Origin of the sequence: Corynebacterium occultum, assembly GCF_009734425.1 — a bacterium.
GTDB classification, from domain to species: Bacteria; Actinomycetota; Actinomycetes; order Mycobacteriales; family Mycobacteriaceae; genus Corynebacterium; species Corynebacterium occultum.
Window position 1 is genome coordinate 1,566,581 of the sequence record NZ_CP046455.1, and the last position, 15,083, is coordinate 1,581,663.

Consider the following 15,083-nt stretch of genomic DNA (forward strand, 5'->3'; position numbering starts at 1 on the left):
TTCTACTTCTCTTTCCTACGGTGGGCACGGGGTGCGGCGGTCAGGGCACGCGCCAGGATCGCGGCCTTGGTGCGGCGGGGCACACTCACCCGCCGGCGGGCCAGCTCTGCCGCGGGGAGAACATCAAGTCGGTTGGTCAGCTCGGTGAACAACTCGGTGGCGGCCAGCACCCCGGCGCGCGCGGAGAGCGGCAGCAGGGGAATGGCGGTGTGGGCGTCGGAAAGGTCCTGGCGGATATCCCGGATCAGTTCCTTCTTGTGTTCGTCGCTGAGTTCCCGGGTTTCCAGGCCGGGGAAATAGGCCCGTCCCAGGGTCTGTGAGTCCTCGGCGAGGTCCCGGAGGAAGTTGATTTTCTGGAAGGCTGCCCCCAGGGAGCGGGCGCCGGCTTCCATCCGGTTTCGTTCCGTCGGGGTGGCGGGGTGGTCAACCAGGAAGGCGGACAGGCACAGCAGACCGATGACCTCGGCGGAGCCGTAGACGTAGTCCTCGAAGCTGTGGGCGTCATGGGTGGACTGGTGCAGGTCGCGGCGCATGGAGGCGAAGAAGGCGCGGACCTGGTCGGGGTTGAAGTCGCAGCGTCGGGCGCTGAGTGCGTAGGCGTGCAGGACGGGGTCGACGTGGAAACGGGTGTCGACGGATGCGAGTACGGCCTGTTCGTACCGATCCAGGGTGTCGGTGATCTCGGTGGGGTTCATACCTGCGGCGGCGGCGGTGCCGTCGACGATTTCATCGGCGATGCGCACCATGGCGTAGAGATTGCGGATATCGGCCCGCACCTGTTTGCCCAGCAGGCGGGTGGCCAGGGAGAAACTGGTGGAATAGCAGGCGATGACCTCATGGGCGGACCTGATCGCCATGTGGTCGTAGCGGGTGAGGAAGTCGGTGAGGGATCCTCCCGGTGGGGGCAGGTGTTCAGGCATGGGTGCGCAGCATCCCTTCGATGGTGTCGGTGACGTGGTGGAGTCCTTCCCGCACCCCTTCGGCCAGGTCGGTGTCGTCGATGATGCGGCGGGCCTGGGCGAGGTGGGTGTCGCCTTCCTTGATCACGGCCTGGATGATGGCGTCCAGCTGGGCTGGGTCGGTGGGGAATTGCCCCTCCATCCGGGTGGTCATCAGGGTGGCGCGACCGTTGATCACATCTCCCCCGGTTGTTTTTCCGGTCACGGCGCTGTCCCCGATCGCGCCGGCGATGTCATCGGCGGCCTGGTAGGCGCAGCCCAGGGCGTGGGCGATCGGTTTCATGGGGGCGGGGTCCCGGCCGGCTGCCAGGGCACCGAGTTTCAGTGGGGTCCCGAAGCTGTATTCGCTGGTTTTGAGATGGTTGCTCAGGCGTACCTGCTCCAGATCCGGTTTGGGTTCCGTCAGGTGGGCGATGTCGAGGATTTCACCGGTGATGGTTTCCTGTGCGGCGGCGGAGAGCAGGCGCATGCCGTGGCGGACGAGGGCGTCTTCAAGGTGGGAGTTCAGCAGCAGTTGCAGGGCCCCGTTGATGCCCAGATCCCCGGCCACGATCGCCAGGGAGATCCCCATGTGGGCATCGCCGAACTCATCACGGACCGCGGCATGGATCGTGGGTTTGCCGCGCCGGGTGTCATCCCGGTCGATGATGTCGTCCTGGATCAGGAAGGCGCCGTGGAGCAGGTCCACACATGCTCCGAAAACGGTCGCCGCATACAGTCCCTGTCCGCTGACTTCACCGGCGGAGATGTGCACCAGTCGGGAGCGCAGATGTTTGCCTCCCAGGGCGAAGACCGCGACACCTTCATAGGCCATGTTCAGCAGGCGTGCGTCACTGGCCACCGATTTCCGACCCTGGTTCAGGAAGTCCTCCAGCAGTGCCAGGGAGGCGGTCACCCGGGCCTCCACATCAACACTCATGGTTTGAGCACCTCTTTCAGTCGGGGTCCGAGGACACCGCGTTGGGCCAGCCGGAGATGTGGGGGGTGGGTCCGCCAGTTCCGCAGCATGGTGTAGAAACCACGGTGGAAACGGACCAGTACCTGCCGGAACCCGTGCAGGGCACGGTCATCCATGCTCAGGAGCAGGTCGGGCTGGTACCAGACGGTTTCATTCTCACGTACCGCGAAGGACAGGTGCATGTCTTCATGGACATAGGTGTCACTGAAGTCCACTGCGTCCCGGATCTGGTGCCACCACTGTGCCCGGATGGAGTAGTTGGTGCCGAAGAAGGGATGGTGTCCCAGGGCGGATCCCACGCTGGTGCGGTAAGCACCGAGGTAGAGGGAGGTGGCGATGGTGCCGAGGGCCCCGGGGATTTCGAACCGGGCGGAACCGGTCACCCCGACCACGGTGCGGCCGGGTGACTTTTCGGCGGCTTCCCAGGCGTGGTGCAGCCGGAGGATGAAGTCCTCCTCAGCCCTGGTGTCAGCGTCAACCCGTAGGAGGATGTCCCCGGTGGCGGCATCAAAACCGGTCTGGGTGGCCCAGGTGATGCCCCGGCGGGGTTCGGTGACCACCCGGGCCCCCGCCTGGTGGGCGATGGCTGCGGAGTTGTCGGTGGAACCGTTGTCCACCACGATGATCTCATCGGCGGGGAGCAGCTGTGTCTGGAAGCTGTGCAGGCAACGCTCCAGCAGCTCCGCATCGTTGAGGCAGGGGATGATCACGCTGATGCGGCGGGGCTCAGCTGGGGTGAGAGGTTCATTCATCGGTGTCTCTTAAACTCAAGGGCCACATGGGCGGGGGGTCCTATTTAAAAAGGTCGGGGTTGGCTGGTGGTGGGACAACACTACTGCACTGTTTCCGCGCTCACTGCAGAGTTGGCCACCTCAGCGCCAAACTCAGGAAGGCCAAACTCAGGAAGTACGAGACATGCCTGTCCCCTCATCCCCTGTCGCCGGAGTCATCCTCAGGTCTGGGGTGTGCGGGGGTCAGACGTTGTCCAGGTGCGATCTTCTTATTGGGTGCACAGCGGGGCAATGTCACCGCGGCCCTCTGCCATCGGGACGGTGAGGAAGGAGCAGGACCAGAAACCGCGGGACTCGACGGTCTCACGAACCTGGGACCACTGCTGGGGACTCAGGTCCGGGGTCCGGGAGAGGACGAAACCGGAGGTGCGGTTGGGGTCACCGACCACTGCCAGGGAGTAGTCCTCCGCGAGGTAGGTCACCCGGTAGTTGGTCGGGCCATTCGGGTCCTGGAAGGGAACATCGGGGAAGTTGACGCGCAGGGAGGCGTCGGAGCGGGTGGTGGCGGTGCCCTCGATAACGGAATCCTGGCCGAAGAGGGTGCCGCAGGAGTTGCGGACCGAGATGGTGTCTTCGTCGATCACCGCGTACTCGGCGGTGGTGTCACGGGCGCACTGCAGGGTGTAGGGCTGCGGAAGGGCGGCCACCTGGTACCACGTGCCGGCATAACGCTCCAGATCCACCGCTTCCTCGATCTCGGCAAGCTGGCTGCCGGTGGAGGAACCGCTGGGGATGAGCTGGGAGGAACCGCCACCGAGGCGACCACCGTCGAAGAGGTCCTGGGCCCCGGCGACCGGGGTCAGGAGGGTGGCGGCGAGAGCGATGGTGCCCAGGGAGGTGAGGAGACGGCGCATGGTGAAGCCTTTCAATCAGAGAATTACTAAACGTAATTCAAATATTAACCTTGGTGTAGCAATACTGTACAACATCTTAAACCTCTCCCCCCCCGGGTTTTTCCCGATGAACTCAAGCCCCGGGAAAACCCGCAGCTCACACCAAGGGGTGGCAGGGTGGGGGTTTTAAGGGTTCCTGCGTTCTGCAGCACTCAGAATCTTGCGCAACATGATGGGAAAAATGAAGAAATGGAAAGGCGCCACCGCCCACCAGTAGAGCCGGCCGACCACACCGTTGGGTGCATACAGTGCCCGCTGGGTGTAGGTGCAGCCCTCACCGCGATCCTTAATCTCCATGATCAACCAGGCCCGGCCGTCGATCTTCATCTCCGCAGCCAGCACCAGACGGCGCGGCGGATCCAGTTCCACCACCCGCCACCAGTCGACCCGGTCGCCGACCCTCAGATGCCGGGGATCACGCCTGCCACCCAGTCCGGGACCACCGAAAAGCCGGTCCATGATCCCCCGGATGCGCCACAGCGAAGGAGCGGAATACCAGCCGTTTACCCCACCGATCCCCTCGATCACCTCCCACACCTTCACCGCAGGCAGATCGGACTCCCCCGAACGCACATCCTCATACACCGAATCCCCCGACCATTCCGGGTCAGTGGGAAGACTATCGGCCGCATCGCTGACATTGGTCCAGCTCCGGTCCCAGGAGGTGGGCACTCCCCGCCCCTTAGCCGCCTTGGCCGCCAACTCCACCGCAGCGGGATAATCAATGAGACCACCCGGGGGATCCGGGATGATCTCGGCGATATCATGCTCCTCGGTGACCGCATCCTCAGCCATGGACTGCGCCAGAGGCACCGCCAGACCAGCCGGCACCGGGGTGACCAGACCGATCCACCCACCCGAAAGCTTGTCCATGGGCAGCGGCAACGGCAACGAGAACACCCGGCGGGTCAACCCGTTCAGGCGACCATAAATCCGGAGCAGGTCAGCGAACTCATAGCTCTGCCCGCACCCGATATCGAACTGCCGGTTCACCGTCTCCCCCAGATCAGCCGCCGCCACCAGGTAATAGAGCGCATCCCGGATCGCCAGGGGCTCAATCCGATTACTGATCCACTGCGGTGCCACCATCACGGGCAGTCGCTCACTCAGGTGCCGGATGATCTCAAAGGAGGCCGAGCCGGAACCGATGAGGGTGGCCGCCCGGAACACCAGAGTCGGAGTCTTGGCGGCCAGGAGGATCTGGGCCACCCGTTCCCGGGAGCGCATGTGCTTGGACAACTCCGCCAGCTTCTTGTCCCTGGGATGAAGACCGGAGAGATAGACCAGCTGCCGCACCCCCGCCGCATCAGCCACCTCAGCCACCGTCCGGGCGGTGCGCTCCTCGACCTCCTCGAAGTCCTGGTCCTTATCCCCCATGGAATGCACCAGGTAGAAAACCACATCCACCCCCGCCATGATCCGGGCGACATCCTCGGCATCACCAAGATCTGCCTGCACCAGCTCCACCTGATCACTCCACTCAAAACGCCGCAGACTCGCAGCTTTCCGCGAGGAGGCACGAACCTGGAAACCGGCGGCGAGCAACTCGGTGACCAGCCGGCCCCCGACATAACCGGAGGCTCCGGTCACCAGCACAGTCCGCGCCGGATGATGGGCGGTGAAATCCAGGGTGGCAGGCAACGAGGTAGACATGGACTAAGACTAAACACCCCGGAACGGTTGTGCTGGGTATCCGGGGAATTCAACGCAGATTGATGGTCTTGACTCCCCCAGCGGCGGATCCTCCTGACCTCCCCGGCGCGCCCCCTCCGGGCTCGGAGGCTGAGGTCTTTCTAATGTCTGGTGTCCTGGTAGGCGGCCAGCGCCATGGCCCGGGATTCTTTCAGGTCGACCACGGGTGCCGGGTAGTCGGGGCTGCCGTGTTCCGGGATCCAGGTGTTGATGTAGGTGGCCCGGGGGTCGAAACGGGTGGCCTGGGTCAGGGGGTTGAAGATGCGGAAGTAGGGTGAGGCGTCATCGCCGCAGCCGGCGGCCCATTGCCAGTTGAAGGGGTTGCTGGCGGGATCGGCATCGACGAGGGTGTCCCAGAACCATTCTTCACCGTGGCGCCAGTGGATGCCGAGGTTTTTGGTGAGGAAGGAGGCGACGACCATGCGCACCCGGTTGTGCATGTGGCCGGTTTCCCAGAGTTCACGCATGCCGGCGTCGACCAGTGGGATGCCGGTGGTGCCGCTGCGCCAGTCGCTGAGGTCCGCGCGGAAATCCTGGATGGTGGTGTCTTCCTGCGGGGATGGGCCAGGGTGTGGGATGTCGGGGTGGCGTCGGCCATCTCTTCCCTCGGCTGTGGTGTGGGCGAATTCGGTGGGATCCCAGGCCCAGGGGAAGGTGTTGAATTCGGGGCGGACGTTAACGGTGGCCAGGTCCGGTCGGTGGTAGAGGCGGTGCCAGGCGAAGTCGCGCCACATCAGTTCATTCTGGAAGACGGTGGTGTCCGGTGTCTCGGCGGTGTGGTTGGTGACGGCCTCCCAGACGGTGTGGACACTGATTTCACCGAAGCGCAGGTGTGGGGAGAGCCGGCTGGTCACGGCCCTGCCGGGAAAGTCGCGACCCTCGGCGTAGCCCTTCTTTCCGGGGCGCCGGGTCAGGGTCTCCAGGAAGATGTCCAGGCGTCGTTGGGCACCGTGTTCCCCTGGGGTCCAGGCCTGGTGCAGGCCCTTCGCCCAGTCTGGTTCCTGGCGTGAGGGGTGGGTGGGTAGCAGGCCCAGCTCCGCCAGGTCGGTGGTGCTCAGTGCGGGGTGCGCGCCGGGGCCGTGAAGCTGCGTCGGTTCCGGCCCGGGGTGCTGCACACTGGTCCGGAGTTTCTTGGCGAAGGGGGTGTAGACCTTGTAGGGCCCGCCCTGTCCGGTTTCAATGGTCCAGGGTTCCGCCAGCAGATGGCCGGGAAAGCTCTGCGCGGTGATGCCGGTGGAGCGCAGGGTGTCCTTGATCTCGGCGTCGACCTCGCGTTGGGGGTGATGGTAGCGGCGGTGCCAGGTGACGGTGCCGGCCCCGGTGTGTGCCACCAGTTCGGGTATGAGGGTGCGGGGGTCGCCGTGGAGGATGACCAGGGGGATCTGGTGTGCTGCGAGGTCGTCGATGAGGTGGCTCAGGCTGTGGTGGAGCCACCATTTCGTGGCTCTTCCCAGAGGGCGGACATGTTCCCTCTCCTGGGTTTCGAGAATGTATACCGCGATCACCGGCCCCTGTTCTGCTGCTGCGGCAAGGGCCGCATTGTCCCGGAGACGCAGATCATCGCGGAACCACATGAGTGCCGGGGGTGTGGGTGGGTGGGTGGAGAGTGCAGCCAGGATCCGGGTGAGGGCTGGTGTCTGGTTCATGGCTCCAACTTAATCGGATCTGTTGGGGACAGTGGCTGCTGGGGACTGCCCTGACAGTCTTCGGGCACCACCGCGGTGTGATCATCCTTGCGTCCCCTCCTCTGACTCCAGGCAGCGTGAGGTGCCCCACAGTCAGGAGGATTCTCTCTACCATGGTGTGCAGGAGGTGTCCCTGAATGAAAAACCCCACAGCGAACAACTCAACCCAGACATCCACCCCCAGCCAAGGCTGGATCCTTCCGCTCATCGTCCTCATCGGTGTCGCCGTTGCGATCGTGGCTGCCTTCCTCGGCAGCGGCGCGATCGTCGGCACCCCGATCAATCAGGCGGCCGGTGGTGCCCTGTCCGCGGATTCCACTCCGCTCGCACCTGCCGGACCGGCCTTCCGCATCTGGAGCGTGATCTACCTGGGGTTGGCCGGCTACGCCTTCTGGCAGTTGTCCGGCACAGCCCGTCGCTCCGCCCGGGAGCACAGTTTAAGACCCTGGGCATTATTGTCCGTCCTGCTCAACGCCGCCTGGATCTGGATGGTTCAGCTCGGCCTGCTCTTTGCCTCGGTGGTGGTGATTGTCCTGCTGTTGGCGGTGCTCATCAAGATCATGTACCTCCTGGGGGCTCCCCGCACCGCCGGTTGGGTGGAGCTGATCCTGACTGACGGCACCTTCGGCCTGTATTTCGGCTGGGTACTGGTCGCCACCTTCGCCAACATCTGGGCCTGGTTGGCCGCCCTGGAGGTGGACCTGTTCCGGCAGGTATCCCTCGGGGTCGTCGGCATCATCGTGGCCGGTGTGCTGGGTATCCTCATCGCGGTACTCGATGGTGGGCGTGTGGCACCTGCCCTGGCCACCGCCTGGGGCCTGGGGTGGATTGCCGTGGCCCGGACGGAGGGACAGTACGAGGCGGCCGTGCTGACCTGGTCGGCGGCAGCCGCAGCCCTGCTGATCCTGCTCGCCACTGCTGCCGCCAGATTCCGGCGGACAACCCCACGCCCCTGAGGCGGATCCCGGGCAGAAGAACAGCCCAGCGGGAACCCCACCGAGGTTCCGCTGGGCTGTTGCCCTGAGAAGCAGGTATCAGAACAGGCCGGAGATCTGGGCCTGCTCGTCGATGTCGATGTTGAGCGCGGAAGGTTTCTTCGGCAGCCCCGGCATGGTCATCACATCACCGGTGAGGGCGACGATGAAGCCGGCCCCGGTGCGCGGCAGAAGTTCCCGCACGTGCAGGGTATGTCCGCTCGCAGCGCCCAACGCCTTGGGGTCATCACTGAAGGAGTACTGGGTCTTGGAGATACAGACCGGCAGCTGATCCCAACCGTGTTCCTGGATGGTGGCCAGATCCCGCTCGGCCTGGGGGGAGAACTCCACGTCATCAGCACGGTAGATCTCCCGGGCGATGGTGCGGATGGAGGCCTCCACACCCTGCGCCGGGTCGTAGATCTGGCGGGAGTCAGCCGCCAGGTTCGCCAGCACCAGTTCCGCGAGCTTGGCGGCACCCCGGCCACCCTTGGCCCACACCTCAGCCTCTGCCAGGGCCACCCCGAAGTCCTTCGCCCAGGTGGTCATCCACTCGCGTTCCGCCTCGGAATCCAGGGTGAAGAGGTTGAGGGCGACAACCGGCTCCACATTGAACTTGCGGATATTTTCCACGTGGCGTTCCAGGTTGACCACACCGGCGGCGAGCGCCTCAAGGTTTTCTTCGTTGAGACTCTCCCGGGCCACCCCACCGTTATACTTCAGGGAGCGGATGGTGGCGACGATGACGGCACCGTCGACATTGAGTCCACCGGCCCGGGCCTTGATGTCGAAGAATTTCTCCGCCCCCAGGTCAGAACCGAAACCAGCTTCGGTGACCACCACATCACCCAGTTCCAGGGCGGTGCGGGTGGCCAGGAGGGTGTTGCAGCCGTGGGCGATGTTGGCGAAGGGCCCCCCGTGCACGAAGGTGGGGGTACCCCCCAGGGTCTGCACCAGGTTCGGGTTGATGGCCTCCTTGAGCAGGGCACTGAGGGCACCTGCCACCCCGAGATCATCAACCGTGACGGGCTGGCGGTCATGGGACTGGCCGATGGTGATGGCCCCGATCCGGCGTTTGAGGTCCGGCAGGTCGGTGGCCAGACCGAGGATGGCCATGATCTCACTGGCTGCGGTGATGGTGAAACCGGTTTCCCGGGGCACCCCATGGGCGGGTCCACCCAGACCGGTGACCACACCGCGCAGCGCCCGGTCATTGACATCCATGCACCGCTGCCAGGTCACCCGGCGGGGGTCGATGCCCAGCTCATTGCCCTGCTGAATGTGGTTGTCGATGATCGCAGCCAGGGTGTTGGTGGCGGAGGTGATGGCGTGGAAGTCACCGGTGAAGTGGAGGTTGATCTCCTCCATGGGAACGATCTGGGAGTAACCCCCACCAGCGGCACCACCCTTGATGCCCATGACCGGGCCCTGGGAGGGTTCCCGGATTGCGGCGATGGCGTTCTTTCCTGCCACCCGCAGCGCATCCGCCAGACCGATGAGGGTGGTGGACTTGCCCTCCCCCGCCGGGGTGGGTGAGATGCCGGTGACCAGCACCAACTTGCCGTGCTCAGCTCGGTCCAGCTGGCTCAGATCCACCTTGGCCTTGTTGCTGCCGTAGGGGATCAGAGCCGCCGCCGGAACACCGGCACGGCTGGCGATGTCCCCGATCGGCTCCAGGGTGTGGGCCTGTGCGATCTCCACATCGGAGAGGGGGTTATTGGGATCCTGTTCCAGATTAATGCTGTTGTCAGTCATGACTTTCAGCTTAGTCAGCAAAGATCCTCAGGAAGGGCGAAATCAGGCCCGGTGGCATCCCCGACCCCCGCACCCAGGGCACCCGGGGGAAGTCACCGTGCGGGAATGTTCCAGGCCCGGCCCTAGAACTCGAGGTAGAGCTTGCCCCGGAAGGTGGGGTGCATCAGGTTCTCCTTGGACAGCACCTGGTCCAGGGTGGCCTCATCCATCAGTTCCCGCTCCAGGACCAGCTCGCGCACCGACCGCCCCGTGGCGGCCGCCTCCTTACCGATCAGGTCACCATTGTGGTGGCCGATGAAGGGGTTGAGGTAGGTGATGATGCCGATGGAGTTGTCCACGTAGGAACGGCAGACCTCCGGGTTGGCGGTGATGCCGTCCACACACTTGGTGCGAAGCGTGTCAGCGGCGTTGCCGAGCATCCGGATGGACTGGAAGATGCACTCCCCGATCACCGGCTCCATGACGTTGAGCTGGAGCTGGCCGGCCTCCGCGGCCATGGTGACGGTCATGTCATTGCCGAAGACTTTGAAGCAGACCTGGTTGACCACCTCCGGGATCACCGGGTTGACCTTGGCCGGCATGATCGAGGAACCGGCCTGACGGGGCGGCAGGTTGATCTCATTGAGCCCGGCCCGCGGCCCGGAGGAGAGCAGTCGCAGGTCATTACAGATCTTGGACAGCTTCATCGCGGTGCGTTTGACCGCTGAGTGCGCCAGCACATAGGCACCGGTGTCGGAGGTCGCCTCGATCAGGTCGCGGGAGGACTTCACGTCCAGGCCGGTGGCCTCCGACAGGGAGGCGGTGACCTGGTGTCGGTACCCTGCCGGGGTGTTCACACCCGTGCCGATGGCGGTGGCACCCAGGTTGACCTCCAGCAGACGGTCCGCGGCATGGCGCAGCGTGGCCTGCTCCTCAGCCAGGTTATGCGCCCAGGCTTCGAATTCATCCCCTAAGGTCATCGGCACCGCATCCTGAAGCTGGGTGCGACCCATCTTGAGGATGTCGATGAATTCCTTGCCCTTCTCCTGGAAAGAGGACTGCAGCAGATCCATCTGGATGATCAACTTCGACATGGCGGAGAACACACCCAGCCGGAAACCCGTCGGGTAGGCGTCATTGGTGGACTGGCTCATGTTGACGTCATCATTGGGGTTGAGGACCTCATAGCTGCCCTTCTCCTCCCCCAGGTACTCCAGCGCCAGGTTCGCGAGCACCTCATTGGTGTTCATGTTCAGACTGGTGCCGGCCCCACCCTGGAACACGTCAATCGGGAACTGGTCCATGCATCGCCCCTGTTCCAGGATCTGGTCACACGCCCAGACGATGGCCTCCGCCTTCAGCTTCGGCAGGGTGTGGAGGCGACGGTTGGCCATGGCCGCAGCCTTCTTGACCTGCACCATGCCCTGGATGAACTCCGGGACATCGTTGATGGTCGTGCGTGAGATCCGGAAGTTCTCCATCGCCCGCAGGGTGTGGATGCCGTAGTAGGCATCCTCCGGAACCTCCTTGTAACCCAGGAGATCCTCCTCCATGCGGTAGCCCGGCCGCGGCTTCGGGGCCGGTTCCTGCCCGCTCTGGGCCTCCGCCTTCTGATTGTCCTTCCGGCTGGCGGCGACGGTGTCCGCGGCACTCTGGCCGGCGGAGGCATCCTTCTCCGGCATCTTGTGCTCAGCAGCGGTCTCAGGGTTCCCGGTGTCGGTTGCGCCGTTTTCCGGGGTTTCTTCAGGCTTGGTGGCAGGTTTCTTCGCAGCCGAGCGGGCTCCACTGTCGACGTTCTTCGGCTGTTGTCCCTGAGTCATGATGAAGAAACCTTTCCCTCGAAAACTGTTAGATATATCACGTGCTGCCGCCCCATGGTAGACCCTTAATGGGGGCAAGGGGTGGACCTTGCCTGAGCACGTGGCCTCCTCTTCAGGCACCAGGTGGGCACTTCCTGCCCTTTTCCGGCATCCCCAGGCCCAGCGTCACCCCCCACGACACCCAGCTTATCGACGCCGCGCACCCCCCGATTCCGGGGGTGTGGGCGGGGAACGACGGAACCCACCTGTGAGGCCATGGCCTCACAGGTGGGTTCTTGAAAAGGGGGGTGTCTCAGATCCGGGCGATGCGTAGCTCCGAAGCCAGGATGGCCTGCCCACCGAGGTCGGCGATCTGATCCATGACATTGTTGGCGCTGGACTTCGGGACCATGGCACGCACAGCCACCCAGTCATCCAGGGCCAGCGGGGAGACGGTGGGACCCTTCAGACCCGGGGTGATCGCCGCAGCAGCCTCCAGATTTTCGCGGTGGATGTTGTAGTCGAGCATGAGGTAGTTCTGCGCATGCAGGATACCCTCGATGCGACGCAGCAGACGGGCCTCCTCCGTGGTGAGCTCAATGCCCTTCCGACCGATGACCACAGCCTCAGAGTCGCAGATCACCGGGCCGAAGGGGGTCAGCCCCTGCTTGCGCAGGGTACGGCCGGTGGAGACCACATCGGCGATGGCATCAGCCACACCCAGGCGGATGGAGATCTCCACCGCACCATCAAGGCGGATGACCTCGGCCGTGACCCCACGGGCCGCCAGGTCATCGCGGACCAGGTTCGGGTAGGAGGTGGCGATGCGCTTGTCCTGCAGCTTCTCCACGGTCCAGGACTGGTCCGCGGGGGCGGCGTAACGGAAGGTGGAGCCACCGAAACCGAGGGTGAGCACCTCATCAACCTGAGCACGGGAATCGGCCGCCAGGTCACGGCCGGTGATGCCCAGGTCCAGCTGACCGCTGGCGACATAGATGGCGATGTCCTTGGGGCGCAGGAAGAAGAACTCCACATCATTCTTCTTGTCGAAGACATTGAGCTCCTTGGAGTCCCCACGACCGGCATAACCGGCCTCAGAGAGGATCTCCATGGCTGCTTCAGAGAGGGAACCCTTGTTGGGAACAGCGATCTTGATCATCGGGGGTGTGCTCCTAGAGGTTCTTGTAGATGTCTTCGGGGGTCAGTCCGCGGGAGACCATCATGACCTGGGTCCAGTAGATGAGCTGGGACATCTCCTCAGCCAGCTCCTCATCGCTCTGGTACTCGGCGGCGATCCACACCTCACCGGCCTCCTCGATGATCTTCTTGCCGATATTATGCACACCCGCGTCCAGGGCGGCGACTGTGGCGGAGCCCTCCGGTCGGTTGGTGGCGCGGTCCGTCAGTTCAGCAAAGAGCGAGTCGAAGTTTTTCACATGTTGCATTATTCCACGCCACTGAAATTATTGCGGGATCCGGTCGAACCATTCGTGGACTTTCTCGGCCGTGACCCCCTGGAATGAGTTGCTTCCCTGCAGGGAACGCAGCAAAACCACCCCTTCCGGGACCGGGGAATCCGGATCCTCCGGCAACCCGATCACCCGGCAACCCGCAGCGATCGCACCGGACATGCCGGCAAAGGAGTCCTCAAAGACCAGGCAGTCAGAGGGGTTCGCCCCGACCCGGCGCGCTGCCTCCAGGTACATGTCGGGGGCGGGTTTGGGGGCGGGGACCTCGTCGCCGGTGACGGAGCCGATGAAGAAGTCCCGGCCGACGGCGTCGATGCAGTTGTCGGCGAGTTCACGTTCGGTGTTGGTGGTCACCAGCATGGGGAGGTTCTGGGCCTTGAGTTCGGTGAGCAGTTCCCTGACCCCGGGGTTGGGGGTGAGGTCGCCGGAGAAGAGTTCAGCCATGCGGTCGAACATGCGGCGACGGTAGCGGGGGTAGTCCTCTTCGCTGAGGGATATACCGGCGTGGAGGGCGCAGATGGAGAGGGTGTTGGGAAAGCTGCCACCGATGGTGGATTCCCTCAGTTCGGGGGTCAGCCGTCTGCCCAGGGCTTCGCTGAGTTCGTAGGTTGCCACCCCCCACAGTGGTTCGGAGTCCACCATCGTGCCGTCCATGTCCCAGAAGATCGCTTTGAGCATGGCGGATATTTTAGCAGCTCAGTGGGGGTTCGTCGGGTGAGTGTGCCAGGAGGGGTGGAGGTGAGTGTGTCAGGTTGGGAAATATCCGGACCCCGACAGTACCGCTGGAGGTGTGGGGTCCGGATGGGGGTGGATCAACTAGCTCATGAGGTTGGGGATGACCATGACCAGCCAGGGGAAGATGGCCAGGATGACCACGACGATGAGGTCGGAGATGATCCAGGGGATGGAGGCCTTGTAGAGGGCGGACATGGGGATCCAGGGGGCGGTGGACTTCATGACGAACAGTCCCATGCCGAACGGCGGGGAGATGTTGCCGATCTGGAGGGTCACCAGGACCAGGATGGAGAACCAGATGCCGTTCCAGCCGAATTGAAGGGCGATGGGCATCAGCAGGGGTGCGGTGATCATCATGATGGAGGCCTGGTCGATGAAGGCACTGAGGATGACCAGCAAGATGATGATGATCGCCATCATGATGATGCCGTTGGAGACGGATTCGGTCAGCCAGGCGACCAGACCCTGGGTGGCTCCCATGTAGGCCATGATCTGGGAGTAAAGGGTGGAGGCCATCACGAGGAAGAAGATGGTGGTGGTGGTGCGGACCGAGGCGACGGCGGCTTCCCAGAGTTCGCGGGGCCGGAGGCGGCCGATGATGGCGGCGATGATCACGCTGGCGGTGGCGCCGAGGGCGGCGGATTCGGTGGGGGTGGCCACACCGAAGAAGATCAGACCCAGGATGATCAGGGCAAGGATGCCGGGGATCAGCAGGTTTTTGAAGAAGCCGCGCCAGACCTCGGCAGGGGAACGTCGGCTGGTACCGGGAACCTTGACATCCCGGTCGCCGCGGCTGCGCCAGAGCACGATGATGACGTAACCCAGTGCCATGAGGATGCCGGGGATGATGCCGGCCATCATCAGCGGTCCGATCGGAACCTGTGCGATGCCGCCCCAGAGGATGCCCAGTGCACTGGGTGGCAGCACCATGGCCAGGCCACCGGAGGCGAGGATGGAACCCGCGGCGAGGTCGCGGTTGTAACCGGCGTCGCGCATCTGCGGCAGCAGGGTGCGGCTGAAGAGTGCGGTGTTGGCCAGGGATGAGCCGGAGAGCAGGCCGAAGGCACCGCCGCCGGCGACGGAGACCATGGGCAGTCGCCCGGGTACGCCACGCATCAGGATGGAGATTTCGGCGAGGGCATCTTGGGCGATGCGGGAGCGGAAAAGGACTTCGCCCATGAGGATGAACAGTGGGATGGCGGAGAAGGTGAAGCTGTTGACGGAGCTGATCACGCTGAGGCCGACGAGTTTGGAGGCGGCGGAGAAACTCTCGAAGATCAGGAAGCTGGAGACGATGCCGATGCCGAGCATGCCGAAGGCGACGGGGATGCGCAGCAGCAGCACAACCACGAGGGCGCAGATGAACAGCGGGAGAAAGGTATACCATTCCATGG

Annotated in this window: 13 protein-coding genes; 1 reads left to right on the forward strand and 12 read right to left on the reverse strand. The window is 64.1% G+C overall.

The features are described from left to right. Nucleotides 1-2: 2 nt before the first annotated feature. The 6 genes from COCCU_RS07335 to COCCU_RS07360 form a co-directional block, all read right to left on the reverse strand. Entirely contained in the window at nt 3-920 is a 918-nt protein-coding gene (locus tag COCCU_RS07335; protein ID WP_156230908.1) for a phytoene/squalene synthase family protein, read from the reverse strand. Beyond that, nucleotides 913-1,878, reverse strand: a complete 966-nt coding sequence (locus COCCU_RS07340; RefSeq protein WP_156230909.1) for a polyprenyl synthetase family protein — start codon at nt 1,876-1,878, stop codon at nt 913-915. Before COCCU_RS07340 ends, COCCU_RS07335 begins: the two co-directional genes overlap by 8 nt. Beyond that, nucleotides 1,875-2,669 (reverse strand): glycosyltransferase, encoded by a 795-nt coding sequence (locus tag COCCU_RS07345; protein WP_156230910.1) that lies wholly within the window; start codon nt 2,667-2,669, stop codon nt 1,875-1,877. The genes COCCU_RS07340 and COCCU_RS07345 overlap by 4 nt, the downstream gene beginning before the upstream one ends. 248 nt (nt 2,670-2,917) lie before the next feature. Then, nucleotides 2,918-3,562: a lipocalin family protein gene (locus COCCU_RS07350; protein WP_156230911.1), complete on the reverse strand. Its 645-nt coding sequence runs from the start codon at nt 3,560-3,562 to the stop codon at nt 2,918-2,920. 165 nt (nt 3,563-3,727) lie between these two features. Beyond that, a complete protein-coding gene (locus tag COCCU_RS07355; RefSeq protein ID WP_156230912.1) occupies nt 3,728-5,254 on the reverse strand; it encodes an SDR family oxidoreductase in 1,527 nt (508 codons plus the stop codon). Between the two features lie 140 nt (nt 5,255-5,394). After that, the gene (locus COCCU_RS07360; RefSeq protein WP_156230913.1) at nt 5,395-6,939 is read right to left on the reverse strand and encodes a cryptochrome/photolyase family protein; all 1,545 of its coding nucleotides are present in this window, start codon (nt 6,937-6,939) and stop codon (nt 5,395-5,397) included. 176 nt (nt 6,940-7,115) lie between these two features. On the opposite strand from COCCU_RS07360, the gene COCCU_RS07365 reads away from it, so the two are divergent. Beyond that, nucleotides 7,116-7,934 carry a tryptophan-rich sensory protein gene (locus COCCU_RS07365; RefSeq protein WP_156230914.1) on the forward strand — a complete coding sequence of 273 codons (819 nt, stop codon included), beginning with the start codon at nt 7,116-7,118 and terminating at the stop codon, nt 7,932-7,934. A gap of 78 nt (nt 7,935-8,012) precedes the next feature. Here the strand turns inward: COCCU_RS07365 and COCCU_RS07370 are convergent, their stop codons facing one another. The 6 genes from COCCU_RS07370 to COCCU_RS07395 form a co-directional block, all read right to left on the reverse strand. Then, nucleotides 8,013-9,707: a formate--tetrahydrofolate ligase gene (locus COCCU_RS07370; RefSeq protein ID WP_156230915.1), complete on the reverse strand. Its 1,695-nt coding sequence runs from the start codon at nt 9,705-9,707 to the stop codon at nt 8,013-8,015. Between the two features lie 122 nt (nt 9,708-9,829). Continuing rightward, complete coding sequence (gene aspA, locus COCCU_RS07375) at nt 9,830-11,239, reverse strand: aspartate ammonia-lyase (RefSeq protein ID WP_231598926.1); 1,410 nt, start codon at nt 11,237-11,239, stop codon at nt 9,830-9,832. A 559-nt stretch (nt 11,240-11,798) separates the two neighbouring features. Beyond that, entirely contained in the window at nt 11,799-12,644 is an 846-nt protein-coding gene (hisG, locus tag COCCU_RS07380) for an ATP phosphoribosyltransferase (protein ID WP_156230916.1), read from the reverse strand. A gap of 13 nt (nt 12,645-12,657) precedes the next feature. Then, the gene (locus COCCU_RS07385) at nt 12,658-12,933 is read right to left on the reverse strand and encodes a phosphoribosyl-ATP diphosphatase (RefSeq protein ID WP_197088495.1); all 276 of its coding nucleotides are present in this window, start codon (nt 12,931-12,933) and stop codon (nt 12,658-12,660) included. A 15-nt stretch (nt 12,934-12,948) separates the two neighbouring features. Continuing rightward, a complete protein-coding gene (locus tag COCCU_RS07390) occupies nt 12,949-13,632 on the reverse strand; it encodes an HAD family hydrolase (protein ID WP_156230918.1) in 684 nt (227 codons plus the stop codon). Between the two features lie 138 nt (nt 13,633-13,770). Beyond that, nucleotides 13,771-15,081, reverse strand: a complete 1,311-nt coding sequence (locus tag COCCU_RS07395; protein WP_156230919.1) for a TRAP transporter large permease — start codon at nt 15,079-15,081, stop codon at nt 13,771-13,773. Between the last annotated feature and the right edge of the window lie 2 nt (nt 15,082-15,083).